The sequence below is a fragment of the Niallia taxi genome (assembly GCF_004005475.1).
GTDB classification, from domain to species: domain Bacteria; phylum Bacillota; class Bacilli; order Bacillales; family Cytobacillaceae; genus Niallia; species Niallia taxi.
In genome coordinates, this window is sequence record NZ_RZTZ01000008.1 from 142,883 (window position 1) to 161,452 (window position 18,570).

The following is an 18,570-nucleotide window of genomic DNA, read 5'->3' on the forward strand; positions in this document are numbered from 1 at the left end:
ATAATGAGCTATACAAAAATATTTATCAATGAAGGTGAAATAAAGTGGCTTCAAGCAAAAATATGCACCTTGCAAGTCCTGCTAGCAAAAAAAGAGCAGTTTTGTTTACTGTCCTGTTCTTAGTCGTTGCAATATTAGGACTTAGTTATATAAAATGGTGGCCATATTACCAAAAAACAATCCTGGCAGCTACAACCCATACGATTGGCTCCTCGATATTGGCAGACCAAGTGTCTGGAACATTCACATGGAAAGGGGCATACACTTACGCAATCACGTACTTTACCGCTGTTTGGAAAGCGGCTGTACTAGGTATTGTGCTAGGGTCACTGTTGCAAGTGCTGCTGCCATCAAAATGGCTTTGGAAGGTACTTGGAAAGACATCCTTCGGCAGTACTGCTGCAGCAGGAATCGCCTCTATGCCAGGGATGATGTGCACCTGCTGTGCCGCACCAATGGCAGTTGGATTAAGGGAAAAAAATGCGTCAGTCGGTGCAAGCCTTGCATTTTGGCTCGGAAATCCTGCTATTAACCCAGCAACATTAGTATTTATGGCCTTTGTCCTGTCGTGGAAGTTCACACTAATCCGCTTAGTGGGAGGTTTGCTGTTAACATTTGGTGTCAGTTATCTAGCTAATAAACTAGTAAAAGATACAGATAAAGTAGATGTAGATGAGCTTGTTGAAACAGACGAGGAGTCAGAAAATCGTCCATTTATGGTCAGATGGCTAAAAAGTATTGTTACAATGGTTCTTTATGTTGTGCCTGCGTATGTTTTATCAGTCCTTTTATTAGGAGCAGCACGGTTCTGGATATTCCCTAATATGAGTGGAGCAATGGCAGACAGTCTGATTGCCATTATAATATTTGCTATTGCCGGCATGCTATTCGTAATCCCAACAGCTGCAGAAATTCCTATCATCCAAACATTCCTGGCAATGGGCCTAGGAGGGGGACCCGCTGCTGCACTGTTAATTACATTACCATCTGTCAGCCTGCCATCATTACTAATTGTGGCTAGATCATTTCCTGCTAGAGTACTAGTCTTTGTGGCAGGATCTGTTGCCGGATTAGGAATATTAAGTGGACTTATTGGTTGGATTTGGTTATAAAATGAATGAAAGCGGCTGAGACAAGTTTTTCAGTCTAAAATGGTCCTGAACTTTTTAAGCGAATCATTAATCAGTCCGCTTAACTGTTTGGGTCCATTTTTTGTTGTGCTATAAAAAATTTTGGCAGCATGGAGCAGCAAGAAGCAGAGGGAGCTCAGCCTTTACCATTGGGGAACGATGGAAAAAAATGCAAACTTTACTTTATTTATTGTAAATGAAGTTATTCGGATAGCATACTAATTGGTAAAAATTACTTTGCACGAAGAAAAATAAATTTTGATGATGATTTGAATGAGCTTCATCTACTGTTTTTTTATATGGTGTCTTGATATAGACACCATAAAATATCCTTGCTAATATGCTTTTTTAACTAAGTAAGGGGTAGGGCAATAAAACATTAATTAGCAACTTTGTTCAAAGGCTATAGTTAAAAAATGCACATCGGGTTTTACTAACTATCCTCGAAATTATCCTAAGTATTTTTTGCTAAAAATAAAAAAATACGTATAATGATTAGTAAATATAAAGAAATGGAGTACATCAAATGGTCCAGTCAATTAACACTAAGGTCGATTTTGTTACAGATGCAACCTCACATATGGGAATTTCAGAGTACGGTAAAATCATGATTGGAGATAAGGGTTTTGAATTCTTTAATACTCGTGATGCTCGTAAATTTATTCAAATTCCTTGGGAAGAAGTCGATATCGTGACAGCCTCTGTTATGTTCAAAGGGAAATGGATACCTCGATATGCTGTTCAAACTAAGCGTAATGGAAAATATATTTTTTCTTCAAAGGATCCAAAAAAAGTATTGCGAGAGGTTCGTAATTACATTGATGCAAGCAAAATGGTGCAATCTTTAAGCTTCTTTGATGTTGTTAAACGCGGTGTAAAAGGAAAAATCAAAAAATAATAGTTTGGCAATTTGTAATTGAAGTTGAAAAAGAGACTGTGAAATAATAATTGTCTTACCGCTCTTACAATTGTAAACGCAACCTTTGTGATAAGGCTGCGAAAAAAAAGATAAAATTCCCCTTGTAAGATGATAATTAAGTATGCTACAATATTTTTGCAAGCTCATTAAAGCGAGGCGAAAATTTTTTATTCTAAACTTAAAGCGTTTACATAAAACTATATATCATCGTCATATTTTTTACGTGTTACTGATTCGATCAGGCATGAGTTAAAAGTATTGATTGAAATGAAGGATAAGGGGCACTCTATACCTATATCCTCATTTAAATCGACTTTTTACTCATGCCTTTTTTGTTATTCTATCGAAGATGTAACCGCTTTAAATGAGCTGAAGAAATACAGCTGAACTACACTTGATGAAATCATTTTAGTAATTTAGCTGTAAATAATAATAGGAGGTAAAAAGATGGTAGGAATTATCATTGCTAGTCATGGTGAATTCGCCACTGGTATCATGCAATCTGGAGCGATGATTTTCGGAGAGCAAGAAAATGTAAAAGCTGTAACATTGATGCCGAGCGAAGGACCTGAAAATGTCAAGGCAAAAATGCAAGAAGCAATCGCCTCTTTCGACAATCAAGACGAAGTATTATTCTTAGTCGATCTTTGGGGTGGAACTCCATTCAACCAAGCCAACAGCTTGATAGAAGATCACAAAGACAAATGGGCGATTGTTGCAGGTATGAACTTACCTATGTTGATTGAAGCTTATGCATCACGCTTCTCCATGAACACAGCCCATGAAATTGCTGCACATATTTTAGGTACAGCAAAAGAAGGGGTTAAAGTAAAACCAGAAGAATTAGAACCAGCAGAAACCACTGCTGCAGCTGCTGCTAAACCAGTTAATGCAGGTGCACCTGGTAAATTTGAATACGTGTTAGCACGTATCGACTCTCGTTTACTTCATGGTCAAGTAGCAACAGCTTGGACAAAAACGACCCAGCCAACACGAATTATTGTTGTGTCTGATGCTGTAGCTAAAGATGATCTACGGAAGAAATTGATTCAACAGGCTGCTCCTCCAGGCGTTAAGGCACATGTTGTACCAATCAATAAAATGATTGAGCTTGCTAAGGATGATAAACACTTCGGCGGTCAGCGTGCATTGCTTCTGTTTGAAAACCCGCAGGATACGCTGAAAGCAGTCGAAGGTGGCGTTCCATTAAAAACCATTAATGTCGGTTCAATGGCCCACTCACCTGGGAAGGTTCAACCGAATAAGGTATTGGCTTTTAGTCAGGAAGACATTCATACATTCGCTAAGCTTAAAGAAGCTGGTTTGAACTTCGATGTACGCAAGGTACCGAACGATTCAAAAGGCAATATGGATGATATTCTCAAAAAGGCACAGGAAGAATTAAATAAGCAAAAATAATCGTATAAATCAGAGAAAACGGGAGGACTAATAACATGGATTTAAATATGATTCAAATAATATTAGTCATTATCGTCGCATTTTTAGCTGGTGTCGAAGGGATTTTGGATGAGTTCCACTTCCACCAACCTATCATTGCATGTACGTTAATCGGCTTAGTTACTGGAAACTTAGTACCATGTCTTATCTTAGGTGGTACGCTGCAAATGATCGCTTTAGGTTGGGCAAACATTGGAGCTGCCGTAGCTCCGGATGCTGCGTTAGCATCAATTGCATCTGCAATTATTTTAGTCTTAAGTGGGCAGGGAGAAGCTGGAGTATCCTCTGCTATCGCGATTGCAGTTCCTCTTGCAGTTGCTGGTTTGTTATTAACAATCATCGTTCGTACAATTGCAACAGCATTGGTGCATTTAATGGATGCTGCAGCAAGAGAAGGTAATATACGAAAAGTTGAATTATGGCATATCGTCGCAATCTGTATGCAAGGTTTGCGTATCGCAATCCCAGCTGTATTAATCTTAGCTATTGGAGCAGGTCCTGTTAGAGAAATGCTTGAAGCAATGCCAACTTGGTTAACAAGCGGCTTGGCAATCGGTGGGGGAATGGTTGTAGCAGTTGGTTATGCAATGGTAATCAACATGATGGCTACAAAAGAAGTATGGCCATTCTTCGCAATCGGCTTCGTATTAGCAACAGTTTCACAAATCACACTTATCGGTCTTGGAGCTATCGGTGTGGCGCTTGCACTTATTTACTTAGCACTATCTAAGCAAGGCGGCTCAGGTGGCGGCGGAAACTCCAACAATGGAGATCCATTAGGCGATATTATTGATAATTACTAAGAAGGAGGGGAATAAACAATGGAAAAAGAATTAAGATTATCGAAAAGAGATCGTGTTTCTGTTTGGTGGCGTTCCACTTTCCTTCAAGGTTCTTGGAACTATGAACGTATGCAAAACGGTGGTTGGGCATTTTCCATGATTCCTGCCATCAAAAAATTATATAAAACAAAAGAAGATCGTTCTGACGCATTAAAACGTCACTTAGAGTTCTTTAATACACACCCATATGTTGCTTCACCGATTATTGGTGTTACATTAGCTCTTGAGGAAGAACGTGCAAATGGTGCACCAGTTGAAGACACAGCAGTTCAAGGTGTTAAAGTCGGAATGATGGGACCTTTAGCAGGTATAGGTGATCCAGTTTTCTGGTTCACGGTTAAACCAATCCTTGGTGCATTAGCAGCTTCACTTGCATTAACTGGTAATATCCTTGGTCCAATTATTTACTTCTTTGCTTGGAATATCATCCGAATGGCTTTCACATGGTATACACAAGAATTTGGTTACAAAGCAGGCTCTAAAATTACGGACGACTTATCTGGCGGCATCCTGCAAAGCATTACAAAAGGTGCCTCCATACTCGGGATGTTTATACTCGGGGCCCTTGTTAACAGGTGGGTATCCGTCCAATTCACCCCAGTTGTATCGTCCGTTGAACTCGACAAGGGTGCATTTATCGAATGGGATAAACTACCTGATGGTGCACAAGGCATAAAAACAGCGCTCGAACAGCAAGCTGCCGGATTATCGTTAGATCCTATGAAGGTCACCACATTACAAGCAAACTTAGACAGCTTAATTCCTGGTTTAGCTGGTTTGCTGCTAACACTTCTGTGTATGTGGCTGCTTAAGAAAAAGGTATCTCCAATCGTTATGATCCTTGGATTGTTCGCGGTTGGTATCGTGTTCCACTTAATTCACTTAATGTAATGAATAGCTTTAAGTAAATAATGAAACACAAAAAACACCTCCTGTTAATTAGGAGGTGTTTTTTGTATTCCCCATTTGTTGGCACCTTTCAATTGTTAACACAGAAATAACACAAATAAAGTTATTGGACAAATGGCACCAAAAAATATATCACTTTATGATACATTAATCTGTAGACATATATATCACAAAGTGATATATTAAAATTAACATAATGTATCACTTTGTGATATATCAAAAAAGGATACAGGAGGTGATTGATTGAAAACAACGGAACAATTAACAGATTCCATGTTCTATATTATGTCAGCACTAACTAAGCCAAGACATGGCTATGCAATAATGAGCCTTATCGAAGAACGAACAGAAGGAGCAATAACGATCGGACCTGCTTCCATGTATACGATAATTAAGAAGCTATTAAAGCATGAATGGATTTACCTTTATGATGATTCAGATCCAAGACGGAAAACATATCTGCTGACTGAAAAAGGCAAAGAAGTTTTAACGGCAGATGTAAGTCTAAGAAAAATAATGATTCAATTGGCAGAAATAGGGTTAAAGGAGGCTGAAGAATGAAGCAGACTAAATATGTTTTGTCAGGCGGTTTAGCTTTTGCTGAGGAAAAGGACATGAAGCAATTACGAAAGCTTTCTAATGATGGCTGGCATGTTAGTGGGTTTAAATTTATGGGGTATACCTTAAAAAAAGGTGAAAGTGCTGATTATATATATAGTGTAGATTACCGTTCATTAAAGGATATGGAGGGCGAGGAGTATTTTGAATTTTTTGCTTCCTCAGGCTGGACACATATTTCATCACAAGATAACATCCACCTTTTTCGAGCATCACCTGGTACAAAGCCTATTTACAGTGATCGAGAGACTACGGCTGAAAAGCATGTGAACTCCATAAAATCAATGAGATGGCTCGTAATTTCAATGGTTTTCCTGACAGTATTCGCTTGTCTAGGAGCACTTATAAGCACAGGCACAATACAAATGATATTTAATATACTTGCTGTCGTATTCCTCATTGTCGCCATTCCCGCCTCTTGGACATTGATTGCCACATACAGTAATAAATGGAAAGCAGAAGGAAGAAAAGGCTTAGTAACATTGGTGAAGGCTTTACCAATTATATTTCTTCTTTTCGTTGTGTTAGTAATTTTCCAAGTGTTTGAAAGTATAAGTTATTCTGTTTCTATATTAGCTGCTATGCTAATAGGTGGTATTGTCGCACCAATGATTATTTGGGTTATAATGTCGTTATATATAAGGGTACGAGGAAATAATTAGGCAATGAAATATTTGCTGCAAAGGGCTTTCTTTCATCAAGGAAGCCTTATTTTTATGAAGAAAGTGAAAAGCTCTTGCTATTCTTTGTATGCCAGCTTAATCTCTAACCTATTTGTCCTACTAAAAAAGGAGATACAATTAATTAATACGATAAGTTTCATTAACGGGTAAGAGCATTGATTCCAAACTGGAATCATGCTCTTTTGGGGTTAAGTATCATGTCCTCAATTGTTCCATTTGCAGTTGTATGTCCTTATACAAATAGGGGATTCAGGTAAACAATATATCTTAATATGATTAAAAGCTAGTACAAAGGGTAATATACCTCTATAACAAATAATGAGGTGATGGAAATGTCTAACATGATAAAACAAGAAGAGCTTGAAACATTAAGAGAGTTAATCAAGGATATAGACACGGCCATGCTAACGACCGTAACAAAAGAAGGGCTTGTGTCTCGCCCAATGAAAACGCAGGAAGTCGAGTTTGATGGAGACTTATGGTTTTTCACTAAAAAAGAGACAGATAAATATGAAGAAATTTTACATGATCAAGATGTGAATGTCGCTTACGCAGGTAAATCCTATGTTTCTGTCCGAGGAAGAGCAGAAATCGTGGAGGATTTAAACAAGAAAAAGGAACTTTGGAGCAAAGCATATGAGAAAATTATGCAAACCTCCTATGATGATCCAAGTGTTGTTTTGATTAAGATCAAAGCAGAAGCAGCCGAATATTGGGAAACGGGTAATTTAACAAAGAAAATGGCTTTCTTCTATAAACGCATGACAGGACAAAGCTCTGATTCGACTGATGTTAATGAAACAGTTGAATTGAAAAATTAATAATAAAATGGATTGTCTGATTAATGGACAATCCATTTTTTGTGCGAAATGTAATATATATATGGAATAAAGTTATATATATGTTACTATATGAGTAAGGAGGGATTTACTTATTTGGAAAATAAAGTGAAAATTTCTCGTCTTCAAGTTAATTTAACACAGCAGCAGCTGGCTGAAAAGATCAATGTAACCCGTCAAACAATTAGTTTAATTGAGAAGGGAAAATATAATCTATCCTTAAAGTTATGTATAGATATTTGTCGTGCAGTTAATAAAACGCTAGATGATGTATTTTGGCCAGAAAAGGAGGGAAATGTTGAATGAAAATGATTAAAGATGAACGCTTAAAAATTCAAAATCTAAAAAACATCCGCATTGCCTACATCATTCAAACCGCTGGTATACTAGCCATTTTAGGGTATGAGCTAGTAATTAAAGGCTTTGACGAAATGATGGATAATCCCTTATGGTTTGTGTTTATGATTTCAACAATTGTCTCAGCCTATTTATCAATGAGTATTAGTGCAGACCATGAGAGCACCAAGAAAAACCCAAAAAAGAGCTTATGGATTTCCATTGCTGTGCTCTCCTTAATTACGGCAATTTTTATCCTGGTAGTGTCCCTTACAGATGGAATAAACATGGGGTTAATGATTGGTGGAATTATATTTATTTGTGGTATTGCTCCGATTATATATTTATATTATTTACGAGTAAAACGAAACGAGGATATTACGGAAGAATGAATAAGTTTTACTTAATGTTTTAGGGGCAGGGATGAAAAGTCTATGCTCTTTTTTGTTATGCTCTTCTTATCAGCATGCTTGTATGTTGAAACATTTCTCGGACTTATCCGTAATAAGTTAAGAGGTTACCTGTTTACAGGAGGTAGAAAAGTGAAAAGAAGAAAACTTACTGGTTTAGTAATAGTTCAATTAATTATCGGAACACTGGTTTTATTTGGTAGTATTTATAGTTCTGTTACAGAAAACTTCAGCTTACAACCGCTTGTATTTATCCTTTTAAGTGCATGGTTAATTATTATTGGGGTGAAGGAATATAAACGAACGAAGAAGCTGGGGTGGGGAATCCTTTATTTAGGCAGTTCGCTTTTTGTTTTTTATGTTGGTGTGGAAGGTATTTTAATGAAGTAATTTAACGTCAAATTAGGGATTACAAAAAAATTACTATAATATTGATGAAAACGGATGAAGCTCATTTCATCCGTTTTTATGCATCACTGTATCATTTACTCACAAAAGCTGAAATGTATTACGAGAAAATGTAATTAACCCATCATCCTGCATGCGACTGAGTTCTCTTGATAATGCACTTCTGTCCACGATTAAATAATTGGCTAGCTCCTCTCGGGAAAAAGGAATCGTAAAGTGCTGGGTATCACTTTTTTGTGATTGCAAATGTAAATAATGCAGAATTTTGTTGCGGAGATTTTTATGGGAAACAATGTCTAATTTATGATATAACTCTTGGTTTTTTTGTAATAGCAGTGTAAAAAGGTTTTCGATAATTCGTGCTCGTAACGCACAAATGACTTTATTAGGCTGAACGATATTTTCTTTATGAAAAAAGAGAATTTCGCAGTCAGTTGCCGCAGTTACATCATACTCCACTCCAGTTTGAGTGAATTGAAGAGCTGTCTCGCCAACAATATCCCCTGCGCTTAATTCAGTGAAAATAAACGTTGATCCTGTAATATCCTCACTGCTTAAGAAGATAGTCCCTGTCAGAACGATTCCAAAGGTCGGAAGAGGGGCTGCTTTACTAAAAATAATCTCCCTTTTTTGATATTTTTTTGTATATCCCTTTAAGCAATGGATAGATTCCCTGATTTCTTCCTCAGAAAAACCGTTAAATAAATCGATGTTTTGTAAGATTTCAAATGAATTTTGCAAAAGTCTCACCTCTTGTTGCCTAGGCAACCGAAATTTACTATTCCGTCTGTTATACTCCAATTAATTGATAAAGATTATCATTATTGGTTGATATCATTATAGCTAATTACCTGAAATATTCAATACATTCTTTGTAATAGAAGGGGGAACAAATGAATTTTCCGATAGAACAGGTATTTTCGTTAAGTGCTGCCATAGCTTATCGTCATAACCAAATAACGAGCACTGTATTAATAAGTGAAAATAATACCAATATTGTGATGTATGCAATGGATTCAGAAGAAAGCATCAGCAGTGAATCCTCACCAAATAGGAAAATGGTGTTTGTATTAGATGGGAGCTTAAATATAACTATTAACCAAACTTCCTATGCTTTACATATAGGAGATTCATTCATCATAGATAAAAACACGCAGCATGCAATTGAGGCACTTGAAAGATGTAAGTTCGTCCAAATCAATTATAACAATAAGGAGATTTAACATGGGAGCAGACAGCTTAATAAAAAAAATACCACATTCACAAGTAATTAAATTGGAGGATATGGTTGCAGTTGATGCCAATCAAGTTTCGAGTATGACATTAGTACAAAGACCTTCTATCGGAATGACCTTATTTTCCTTAGGTGAAGGGGAAGGGATAAAAATGCATACATCACCAGGAGATGCTATGGTGCAAATACTGTCTGGCATTGCAGAGATTATAATTGGTGAGGAAAAACACCTTGTTCATGGAGGCGAAACCATAATTTTACCAGCAAATATACCACATGCATTACATGCGATCAAATCGTTTCAAATGCTGTTAATTGTTGTGAAACCAGACAAACAATAAGAGAGGTGCAGCAATATGGGGAAAAAGGAAGTTGGACATACCTTTTTAGCGAGATTAGGTAAAAAGCGATTAAGACCAGGCGGAATTGCAGCAACCAATTGGTTAATAAAAGAAGCTAACTTAACGAACAAATCAAAAGTATTAGAAGTAGCTTGCAATATGTGTACAACCTCGATTGAACTTGCAGAAACATACAAGTGTCACATAACAGCTGTTGATATGGATACAAAAGCATTAGAAAAGGGAAAAAAGAATATCGAAAAAGCGCAGCTTCAAAACTATATCACTGTGCAGCAAGGGAATGCTATGAATCTTCCCTTTGCAGACAATACATTTGATGTAGTATTTAATGAAGCAATGCTAACAATGTTTAATGAATCAGCAAAAAAGAAAGCAATTTCCGAATATTATCGTGTCTTAAAACCAGGAGGAGTACTATTAACTCATGATATTATGCTGACAAAAGGTACACCGCAAACACTAGTGAATACATTAAGAGACATCATTCATGTTAATGTCTCCCCACTGCCGCAGGACGAATGGATGCATACATTTAAAGCAATCGGCTTTAATGAAGTAAAAACAAACTCTGGAGCCATGTCGTTGATGAACCCTAAAGGAATGATCCGAGATGAAGGATTTCTTGGCATGCTAACGATTATTAAAAATGGACTGAAAAAGGAAAACAGACAAACGTTTAAAAGCATGTTCAAGTTTTTTAACCAGTCAGGTAAAAGCTTAAACTATATTGTTGTTTGCAGTAAAAAGTAGGTGACACTATATTTATGTAGTCATAAAGCCAGTGATAGGAACATTCGCTGGCTTAGTTCAATCTAGTTAATAAACAATTACTTCTCAATATGTATCTTGGATAATACCTGATTATTGATGTCATTATTTTCACCTTTTTCTTTAGCCCAAATACTAGCAAACAATTTTTTATCCGCGTTAAATTGCTCCTTAAGTTTTTCCAAACTTGAAATATCACCTGTAAACTCTGTGATATCATCAATAACAACTTCAACTGGTCCTTCATAGGAGGCCTCTAGAGACATATCGTCTGGATGTGTGCCTATAACGATGCTATCATCGTCAACCTCAAGAATTGTCCCACCATAATCTGCGCCGGTGATTATGGACTTTTCCGTGTTGTTACAGCCAATTAAAAGGAATATGAAAATTATTAATGAAAAAACGGCTATTTTTCTCATTTTTTGTCTCCTTCGTATCGTTTAAAGTTAATACGCAGGAGAGGTTAAAAGGTTTCAGCAAGTCTATAGAATTAAAAAATAATACGGTGCATTAAATAAACGAAGAAGTATGTTTAATCGAGTTTCCACTTTGGTGGATTATAAGGGGATTTTGGCAAAGCAAAACCGGGAGAATCTGTTTATGAGGATTGTCCCGGTTTTTATTTTGCATATATTATTTACATATAGTCATATTCTGAATCTACAAAATAGAGCCAGTGATAATATTCAATCTGGGAATCTGTCATTTTTGAAATGTCATTTTCATTGAATTTTGTTTGCTCCATTAATTTCTGTACTTTGGAATTTCTTTCTACTCGGCTCATTTTAAATCCTCCCTTAAGTGTGAGAAGTAACGAATTGGTTGAGTTGAAAACGTTTTCCTTCTGTTCTTATCTTTATTATATATCTCAATATGAGATTAAACAAATATTAAAATTAGATTGTTTTTCGAAAAATAATCAGAAATTGTTATTTATCTTTATTATGTAAAAGGGTATGAATCTTTTTTAACAGTCGCACGTAGTAAATTAGTGAGACAGTGGAAGAATAAGTAAAATGGTATCGGTGAATTCCACATAGGAGGAGTACAGATGATCTGGATTACACTTGGAATTGTTATTATTTTAGGCGGATTTGGTTTATGGGGACAATTATCAAGAGCAAAATGGTTAGAGGAAAAATCTAAAAAAAGTAAGACGTCTTAACAATATGATGAAACTATTTTTTTATACTGCAGCAACTATCTGATCAGTAAAAAAACAATACTCAGTTACCTAATGATCAAAAAAACCTCCATTGTTTGGAGGATCTATGTTTGGCTAAGATGGCAAGGAAATAAAAGTAAGCTGTACGCAAACAAGTCATAAACTAAATTCATTTTCCTAAAGCTCTATAAACGAATATCTAAAACAAAATCAGCTAAAAAGTAATCGATAACCAAAATAGCCTAAAACAGCAACTACAATTAATATAATCATAAAGCCAGTTTCTTTCCAATTGCTGTTACCAGTAAAATCTACTGTGCTGCCATTGTTTGCTTTATCTATTGAATCCTTTAATGCTCCTGTCGGATTGTTTTTTAACTCTTGCTGACGTAGTTGCTCGCGTTTTTCTGCAGATGTTTGTTTACCAGTCATAGGAAGAACCTCCAATTTGTTTATTTTTTACATTATACAGTATATTTGGAAAAATGAACAAATTAATAATCTGCTATATCCATAGTTAATAAAATAAAATAGATAGGCGGATCCTATTTGTAGATTTGAAAGAGGCTATATGGTTCCAGTCAGAATAATTAAATAATGTTTTTTTTAGGAGTGTTAACTTGAAAAAAGTTCTAACAATTATAGTAGCGATAATCCTCGTTGGGGGAATTGGTATAATTATTTACAATGTTAATTTTAAAGATAAAGATTTTTATTCTGTTACAGAAATCAACAATGATGCTATTACCTCCATTGAGGTCAATAAGTTAAGTGGTGATAGTGATCAACAGCAAGTGGTGAATATTACTAATCGTAAGGAAATCAGGAAAGTAATGAGTGATTTTGCAGATGCAAAATGGGTGAGAGAGCCACAGTCGTTAAATCCTGATGAATATTATAGTGTTATTCTTAAGAACGAGAAAATTCCAAAAGCGGTATTGTTTGTTAATAGTAATGATTCTTTTTATGTCACAACATCTAAAGATGAAGGAAGTAATGCAAACTCCTTCATCCTTAAGGAGGATAAAATAATAGAGATTCAAAAATTATTTAAGTAAGGATGTTACTTTAAAAACGAGAAATTGTTTAGCTAGTAACTAACCGTTTAAAGGCTAAATAAACAAGGAAAAACCAAGAAGTTAATTTTCTTGGTTTTTGTTATACTTATAACTATCAATAACCTTTAGAATGGTGATAGTAATGAATGCAGAAGAATTGAAAACGAAGATTCAGAAATTATCAATATGGAAAAAAGGGGACCAGCGCGCCCCTCATAAGCTGCTATTAATTCTTTATGCCTTAGGACAGATGCAAGCACATAGTGATAGATTAATTCCATATGAAATAACTAGAGTAAAGCTGACAGAATTACTGCGAGAATTTGGTCCAATCCGCAAATCTTATCATCCAGAAGAGCCGTTTGTCCGGTTAAAGAAGGATGGAATTTGGATGTTGGATAAAGAGGTAAATGAAAAAAGCCCCAATAATCGGCAGCTGATAAATGATCATGTGTCAGCTGGTTTTACAAGTGAGATTTTTAACCTTTTATATGACAATCAAAGTCTGATGCAGGAGATTTCTCAAGTAATATTGGATCAGCACTTCCCAGAAACCTTGCATGAGGATCTTTTAGATGCGGTTGGTCTTGATTTTACTTTATATACAAGGAGGAAAAGAGATCCTAAATTTAGAGACCGAATTTTAAGAGCATATGGATACAGCTGTGCAATTTGTGGTTTTAATGTCCGATTAGCTGATACACTTGTTGGGATTGAAGCGGCTCATATTAAGTGGCATCAAGCAGGAGGACCTGATACAGAAGAAAATGGAATTGCCTTATGCGCGCTGCATCATAAGCTATTTGATAGAGGTGTATTTACATTATCAGAGGAACGCAGAATGCTTGTTTCTCAAGATGCACATGGTACACATGGATTTGAAGAATGGTTAATGAAATTTAATGGAAAACCCGTCCGTGAACCAATTCAAGCCTATTATTATCCAAAGCAGTCTTATTTGAATTGGCATGTGAAGGAGGTTTTTAGAGGACCGAGCTACATGATTTAAATAATAGTGGAGGAGCTATTAGTGATAATCCTAACAGCTCTTTATTTTAGTTAATCAATAGTATTTAGTGACCAAACGTAGTCACTTAACGATTAAAAATGCAGTGTGTATCTGAAAAATTAATGCTAAAAAGTGAGGTTTTTTCACTCAACGCAACAATATGGTGTCTAGTTATAGACACCATTAATAATACTTGATATTAATGAGTTTTTTACAGATATACACTTTTGAAAAAATCTTATAAATAGGTACAGTCACTAGTTGAATTCTCCAAGTAGTGCTATGTGCTAGTTCTACCTTAATCCACAATTCCTTTCAAACTAAAAGAAGTACGAGAAGGGAGGAGGTGAAGGAAGAAGACTAGCTTAAATACAAACGAAAGCCAATAATAATTAACAGCACAGACAGCATCTGCAATATGACTTTTCCTGGTAGTTTTTTCGAAAGCAGTACGCCAACCTGGGAGCCGATTAGTACGCCGAAACCACCCCATAAGACAATTTGCCAATCAATACTGCTGTAAAAGATTTGCGAAATAGCACCTACAGATGAATAAATGGTAAGTGAAAATATGGACGTTGCAGTAGCAATATGTGTTGGAACCTTAAAGCCATATATCAATATTGGTACAAGGAGCCAGCCGCCGCCAATTCCTAAATAGCTGGAAAGCACCCCCATCATAAATCCAATTGGGAGGATGTAGGCTATTGGTAAATGTGCTGCATTTTCCAAAACAGCGTACTCTTCACGTGTAGCAGCAATTTCATCTTTCACGGTTCCTTCTTGCCCTAATTGACGCGCTTTTTTCTTTCTTAGATTCGCGAACGGGGAATTTTTTGCAAAAAGAAATATCCCTAAAGCAACTAAGATTGTTGCAAAAATAATATAAAAATAGCTAGATGAGTAGATTTGCAGAAGCCATACACCCAGAATAGAACCTGGGATAGCACCAGTAGCTAGTTTTAAGCCTGTGTGATAATGAATCCGTTTTTGTTTTGCATAGCCGACTACCCCTGACAGGGAGTTGATTAAAACAATCACGATTCCAGAACCAGCAGCAAGGGCAGGGTCCATTTGAAACACCAGCAATAATGCAGGAACAAAGATAAAGCCGCCGCCAGAGCCGACAATTGTTCCATAGCCACCTGCAATAATGCCAATGATAATTAATATTAAACCTGTTATGATATCCATCATCGTTCCTCCTTTTTCTTATACCTTAAGGCTATCAAAGGAAGTGATGATTGTATATTTGAATAATTTTATAGCCTATAAGCAACTGTTATACCCATTATATAAACCTAAAGTTAATAGGAAAAAGCAGGCTGTTTTTAGAGAAAACGCCTGCTGGAAAATTTACTGTCGAATAAATTGGACGAAATATTTTAATCCGGATTTTTTAAAGCGATGAGATTTCTGCACCATCCATAAATCGCGGGATATAAGGAAATTGGTTATCTTCACTTCATGCAGAGTTCCGCTCTTTATTTCCTTTGTGACAGTTAATCTTGGCATGATGCTCACACCTAAATCGGCTTCGACAGCACTTTTTATGGATTGATAGCTTCCTAGCTCCATTGCACTTTTAATATTACCGAGCACACCATGCTCGTTTAATGCATTTTCCACAATAAGCCGTGTCCCAGAATCTGTTTCTCTCCAAATCATTTTTGCTTCGGAAAGCTCTTGGATACTGATATGATCTCTGCTGCTCCAGAGATGAGCAGGGGAGGTGACGAGAATTAGTTCATCATCGGCAAATTTCTCGCGGATAAGCTCTTTATTTTCTACAGCACCCTCAACAAAGGCAATGTCAATTTCATTATTTTCAAGTTTTGCCAATATGGTAGGGGTGTTGCCAATGGAAAGGCTAAACTTTAAGTCTGGATAGCTTCTGTTGAATTCTCCGAGTAAACCAGGCAATAAATATTCGCCGATCGTCGAACTTGCCCCGATATTTAAGACAATCTCCTCATTTCCGGTCAATTCCTGGATTGCCGCAAAGGAAAGCTTGGAATACTCTACGATTTCCTTTGCAAATGGATAGAGAATTTCACCTGCTTTAGATAACGTTAATTTCCCGGCATTTCGTTCAAACAGCTGTGCTTTATAGACTTCCTCTAATTGTCGTATTTGCCTTGTCACTGCTGGCTGTGTGACAAAGCTTAAGCGAGCCGCCTGACTAATCGTACCTTCCTCAACAACAAGGCAAAACATTTTCAAACTTTCTATATTCACGTAATAATCTCCACCTTAAAAAGTAATTTATCCAGAATGAAGCTATTACTTAACATCTGCAACACATCGAAAGCCAAGATGCCCAGATGAACTGTCTGGTGTATTGGAGGTCCGAGCAGCAACCCGATAACGATTGCAATAAGATTCATGACAAAGGTAGGAGCCACCCCTCATAACTTTTGTTTCTCCGTTTTCCGGTCCTTGCGGATTTGTCCGTCCGCCTCGATCATGGATGCTTCTGCTAAACCACTCGGAGCACCATTCCCATACATTTCCAGAAGTATTATACAGCCCGTATCCGTTCGGAGGGAAAGACTGAGCCGGAGCAGTTCCTGCATAGCCGTCTTCCTTTGTATTTATTCTTGGGAATACACCTTGCCATATATTGCAATAATGCTCGCCGTTTGGTGTTAGTTCGTCTCCCCAAGGATATTTTTTTCTTTCAAGTCCGCCTCTGGCAGCATATTCCCACTCGGCTTCAGTAGGAAGTCGCTTGCCTGCCCAGCGGCAAAATGCATTGGCATCATTCCAAGAAATATGCACAACAGGGTGATTCATACGGTCTTCAATATGAGAGCCAGGACCTTCAGGGGCTTTCCAATATGCTCCGTTAACACCGTGCCACCAAGGCGTATTGGGAACAGGCGGTGTTTGCCTCAGCTGAATTGGTGAGAGGAACAGATAAAAAACAAAGGACCAGCCGAAGTTTTCGGCTTCTGTTACATAGCCCGTATCCTCCACAAATGCTGCAAACTCTTCATTTGTTACACAATAAGAATCTATTAGAAAGGAATCAAGCTCAATTTTGCGGACGGGACCTTCACCGTCTGCTGGAAACCCTTCCTTTTCCGTTGTTCCCATAAAAAACTCACCGCCTTGTAACTGGACCATTTTGTTTCTAAATTTCACTTCCAGATTAGCTGCAGGTATGTCAACATATGTTTGCATACTTTTACTTTCTGTTTCTTTTCTACGAACTGCACAGCATGATTGTGTTTCCTTCATTTAGATCACTTCCTCTTGTGTAAGGTGGTTTCTGTGAATGACTGACTTGCGGTCTGTAATAGTTGAATCTATTAAAACCTCTTGATTAAATTCTATAGCATCCTGCAGATAGCGAAATAAAAGACTTGCTGCTTCCATTCCCATTTGAAAGGCTGGAACATACACACTTGTTACAGCAGGGAAGCATTGTTCGCCATCACCGTATCGATGCTCAATTGTAGCTATTGATACATCATGTGGAACCTTTAATTGAAGATTGTTTAAATAATTGATTGTCTGCTGGACGATGGAAATATCTTGTACTAAAAGGGCGGTTGGCTTATCTCCGTTGCTGAAAATTTGACTTAATAGCTGGATATAAGCTTCAAGACTGCCTGTATGATGATGAACATCAATTTGCAGCAATTCTTTATTTGCTGCTGAATATTCGTGCGTGACGCTTTTGATTATTTTCTCCTCTGTGCTGATGATGGCAATATGTTTATGGTGATGGCTAGTAAAATGATCTAGCAGGTCTTTGTTATATTGCTTGTACTTTGCATAAACATTTAAGCCGATATGGTCGACTGTTTTCTCTCCAATATAGACCATCGGCATTTTTAATTGGAGAAGCTCCAGGAAGGCGTCGCAGATAAGCGGGGTTCCACCCAATATGAGTCCGTCAATTTTCTTTTGTTTAATAAAGCTGTAATACTGGGGAGGGCACTCATTTCCTTGAATTTGCTCTTTTGTAGCTGTTTCATTAATTAATAAAAGGTGATACCCATACTTTATTAATAGTTTGTTAACGCCATTAATAAATTCAAGTAAATATGTATTGGACGTGCCTTCAATAGAAGGGGTTTGAAACGGAAAATAAAGTCCAATCAATTTCGTTTCATTATTCGCTAGATTTTGAGCGATGGAGCTTGGTGTAAAATTCAGCTTTTCTACGGCATCCATTACCTTCTTTTCTGTTTTGCTGCTTGTGTAGCCGCTTTTGTTTAGTACTCTTGAAACAGTGGAAATAGATACTCCTGCTAGATTTGCAACATCATAAATAGATACCTTCAATATACTCACCACTTTTTTATTTATCGACAGATAGAAGCATTAAAAGAATTATGGAAGCGCTTCTATATTAATACTGCTAATTTACCATTAAAGCATGAACAGGTCAATCGTGTATAAAAGTTC

At 36.8% G+C, this 18,570-nt stretch carries 24 protein-coding genes; 16 read left to right on the forward strand and 8 right to left on the reverse strand.

Translation table 11 applies throughout. From position 1 onward, the window contains the following. Nucleotides 1–62 precede the first annotated feature (62 nt). The 11 genes from EM808_RS18655 (at nucleotide 63) to EM808_RS18705 (ending at nucleotide 8,534) form a co-directional block, all read left to right on the forward strand. Nucleotides 63–1,112 carry a permease gene (locus EM808_RS18655; RefSeq protein WP_127739772.1) on the forward strand — a complete coding sequence of 350 codons (1,050 nt, stop codon included), beginning with the start codon at nucleotides 63–65 and terminating at the stop codon, nucleotides 1,110–1,112. Nucleotides 1,113–1,656: 544 nt separating this feature from the next. Then, on the forward strand, nucleotides 1,657–2,028 hold the full coding sequence (locus tag EM808_RS18660) for a DUF956 family protein (RefSeq protein ID WP_127739721.1): 372 nt from the start codon (nucleotides 1,657–1,659) through the stop codon (nucleotides 2,026–2,028). A gap of 468 nt (nucleotides 2,029–2,496) precedes the next feature. Next, the gene (locus tag EM808_RS18665) at nucleotides 2,497–3,468 is read left to right on the forward strand and encodes a mannose/fructose/sorbose PTS transporter subunit IIA (RefSeq protein WP_127739722.1); all 972 of its coding nucleotides are present in this window, start codon (nucleotides 2,497–2,499) and stop codon (nucleotides 3,466–3,468) included. Nucleotides 3,469–3,503: 35 nt separating this feature from the next. Next, complete coding sequence (locus EM808_RS18670; RefSeq protein WP_127739723.1) at nucleotides 3,504–4,310, forward strand: PTS mannose/fructose/sorbose transporter subunit IIC; 807 nt, start codon at nucleotides 3,504–3,506, stop codon at nucleotides 4,308–4,310. Between the two features lie 18 nt (nucleotides 4,311–4,328). Further along, nucleotides 4,329–5,240 (forward strand): PTS system mannose/fructose/sorbose family transporter subunit IID, encoded by a 912-nt coding sequence (locus EM808_RS18675; RefSeq protein ID WP_127739724.1) that lies wholly within the window; start codon nucleotides 4,329–4,331, stop codon nucleotides 5,238–5,240. A gap of 261 nt (nucleotides 5,241–5,501) precedes the next feature. Beyond that, nucleotides 5,502–5,819: a PadR family transcriptional regulator gene (locus EM808_RS18680; protein ID WP_127739725.1), complete on the forward strand. Its 318-nt coding sequence runs from the start codon at nucleotides 5,502–5,504 to the stop codon at nucleotides 5,817–5,819. Further along, nucleotides 5,816–6,538, forward strand: coding sequence for a DUF2812 domain-containing protein (locus EM808_RS18685; protein ID WP_127739726.1), 723 nt, complete (start codon nucleotides 5,816–5,818; stop codon nucleotides 6,536–6,538). Before EM808_RS18680 ends, EM808_RS18685 begins: the two co-directional genes overlap by 4 nt. A gap of 353 nt (nucleotides 6,539–6,891) precedes the next feature. Beyond that, nucleotides 6,892–7,380, forward strand: coding sequence for a pyridoxamine 5'-phosphate oxidase family protein (locus EM808_RS18690; protein WP_127739727.1), 489 nt, complete (start codon nucleotides 6,892–6,894; stop codon nucleotides 7,378–7,380). Nucleotides 7,381–7,494: 114 nt separating this feature from the next. Then, nucleotides 7,495–7,704, forward strand: coding sequence for a helix-turn-helix transcriptional regulator (locus tag EM808_RS18695; RefSeq protein WP_127739728.1), 210 nt, complete (start codon nucleotides 7,495–7,497; stop codon nucleotides 7,702–7,704). Next, the gene (locus tag EM808_RS18700) at nucleotides 7,701–8,126 is read left to right on the forward strand and encodes a hypothetical protein (RefSeq protein ID WP_127739729.1); all 426 of its coding nucleotides are present in this window, start codon (nucleotides 7,701–7,703) and stop codon (nucleotides 8,124–8,126) included. The genes EM808_RS18695 and EM808_RS18700 overlap by 4 nt, the downstream gene beginning before the upstream one ends. A 150-nt stretch (nucleotides 8,127–8,276) precedes the next feature. After that, on the forward strand, nucleotides 8,277–8,534 hold the full coding sequence (locus EM808_RS18705; RefSeq protein WP_164849709.1) for a DUF3953 domain-containing protein: 258 nt from the start codon (nucleotides 8,277–8,279) through the stop codon (nucleotides 8,532–8,534). 99 nt (nucleotides 8,535–8,633) lie between these two features. On the opposite strand, the gene EM808_RS18710 is transcribed toward EM808_RS18705, so the two are convergent. Next, nucleotides 8,634–9,302 (reverse strand): Crp/Fnr family transcriptional regulator, encoded by a 669-nt coding sequence (locus EM808_RS18710; protein WP_235856647.1) that lies wholly within the window; start codon nucleotides 9,300–9,302, stop codon nucleotides 8,634–8,636. Nucleotides 9,303–9,445: 143 nt separating this feature from the next. Between EM808_RS18710 and EM808_RS18715 the strand changes: the two genes are divergently transcribed. Genes EM808_RS18715 through EM808_RS18725 form a run of 3 tightly spaced genes read left to right on the forward strand, consistent with a single transcriptional unit; the run spans nucleotide 9,446 to nucleotide 10,898 of the window. Beyond that, the gene (locus tag EM808_RS18715; RefSeq protein ID WP_127739732.1) at nucleotides 9,446–9,775 is read left to right on the forward strand and encodes a cupin domain-containing protein; all 330 of its coding nucleotides are present in this window, start codon (nucleotides 9,446–9,448) and stop codon (nucleotides 9,773–9,775) included. A 1-nt stretch (nucleotide 9,776) separates the two neighbouring features. After that, nucleotides 9,777–10,127, forward strand: coding sequence for a cupin domain-containing protein (locus EM808_RS18720; protein WP_127739733.1), 351 nt, complete (start codon nucleotides 9,777–9,779; stop codon nucleotides 10,125–10,127). Nucleotides 10,128–10,142: 15 nt separating this feature from the next. Then, nucleotides 10,143–10,898: a class I SAM-dependent methyltransferase gene (locus tag EM808_RS18725; protein ID WP_127739734.1), complete on the forward strand. Its 756-nt coding sequence runs from the start codon at nucleotides 10,143–10,145 to the stop codon at nucleotides 10,896–10,898. 77 nt (nucleotides 10,899–10,975) lie between these two features. On the opposite strand, the gene EM808_RS18730 is transcribed toward EM808_RS18725, so the two are convergent. The 3 genes from EM808_RS18730 to EM808_RS18740 all read right to left on the reverse strand — a co-directional run bounded on the left by EM808_RS18730 (nucleotide 10,976) and on the right by EM808_RS18740 (nucleotide 12,516). Beyond that, a complete protein-coding gene (locus EM808_RS18730; protein WP_127739735.1) occupies nucleotides 10,976–11,338 on the reverse strand; it encodes a hypothetical protein in 363 nt (120 codons plus the stop codon). Nucleotides 11,339–11,556: 218 nt separating this feature from the next. After that, complete coding sequence (locus EM808_RS18735; RefSeq protein ID WP_127739736.1) at nucleotides 11,557–11,703, reverse strand: BH0509 family protein; 147 nt, start codon at nucleotides 11,701–11,703, stop codon at nucleotides 11,557–11,559. A 591-nt stretch (nucleotides 11,704–12,294) separates the two neighbouring features. Beyond that, the gene (locus EM808_RS18740) at nucleotides 12,295–12,516 is read right to left on the reverse strand and encodes a DUF6366 family protein (RefSeq protein WP_127739737.1); all 222 of its coding nucleotides are present in this window, start codon (nucleotides 12,514–12,516) and stop codon (nucleotides 12,295–12,297) included. 188 nt (nucleotides 12,517–12,704) lie between these two features. On the opposite strand from EM808_RS18740, the gene EM808_RS18745 reads away from it, so the two are divergent. Further along, on the forward strand, nucleotides 12,705–13,142 hold the full coding sequence (locus EM808_RS18745) for a hypothetical protein (RefSeq protein ID WP_127739738.1): 438 nt from the start codon (nucleotides 12,705–12,707) through the stop codon (nucleotides 13,140–13,142). Between the two features lie 142 nt (nucleotides 13,143–13,284). Beyond that, entirely contained in the window at nucleotides 13,285–14,151 is an 867-nt protein-coding gene (locus EM808_RS18750) for a phosphorothioated DNA-binding restriction endonuclease (RefSeq protein ID WP_127739739.1), read from the forward strand. 360 nt (nucleotides 14,152–14,511) lie between these two features. Here EM808_RS18750 and EM808_RS18755 read toward each other — a convergent pair whose 3' ends face one another. From EM808_RS18755 to EM808_RS18770, 4 genes are all read right to left on the reverse strand, one after another. After that, complete coding sequence (locus tag EM808_RS18755; protein ID WP_127739773.1) at nucleotides 14,512–15,345, reverse strand: sulfite exporter TauE/SafE family protein; 834 nt, start codon at nucleotides 15,343–15,345, stop codon at nucleotides 14,512–14,514. Nucleotides 15,346–15,507: 162 nt separating this feature from the next. Then, nucleotides 15,508–16,389, reverse strand: coding sequence for a LysR substrate-binding domain-containing protein (locus tag EM808_RS18760; RefSeq protein ID WP_127739740.1), 882 nt, complete (start codon nucleotides 16,387–16,389; stop codon nucleotides 15,508–15,510). 45 nt (nucleotides 16,390–16,434) lie between these two features. Next, complete coding sequence (locus tag EM808_RS18765; RefSeq protein WP_127739741.1) at nucleotides 16,435–17,394, reverse strand: formylglycine-generating enzyme family protein; 960 nt, start codon at nucleotides 17,392–17,394, stop codon at nucleotides 16,435–16,437. Further along, on the reverse strand, nucleotides 17,395–18,447 hold the full coding sequence (locus EM808_RS18770) for a LacI family DNA-binding transcriptional regulator (protein WP_127739742.1): 1,053 nt from the start codon (nucleotides 18,445–18,447) through the stop codon (nucleotides 17,395–17,397). Nucleotides 18,448–18,570 lie beyond the last annotated feature (123 nt).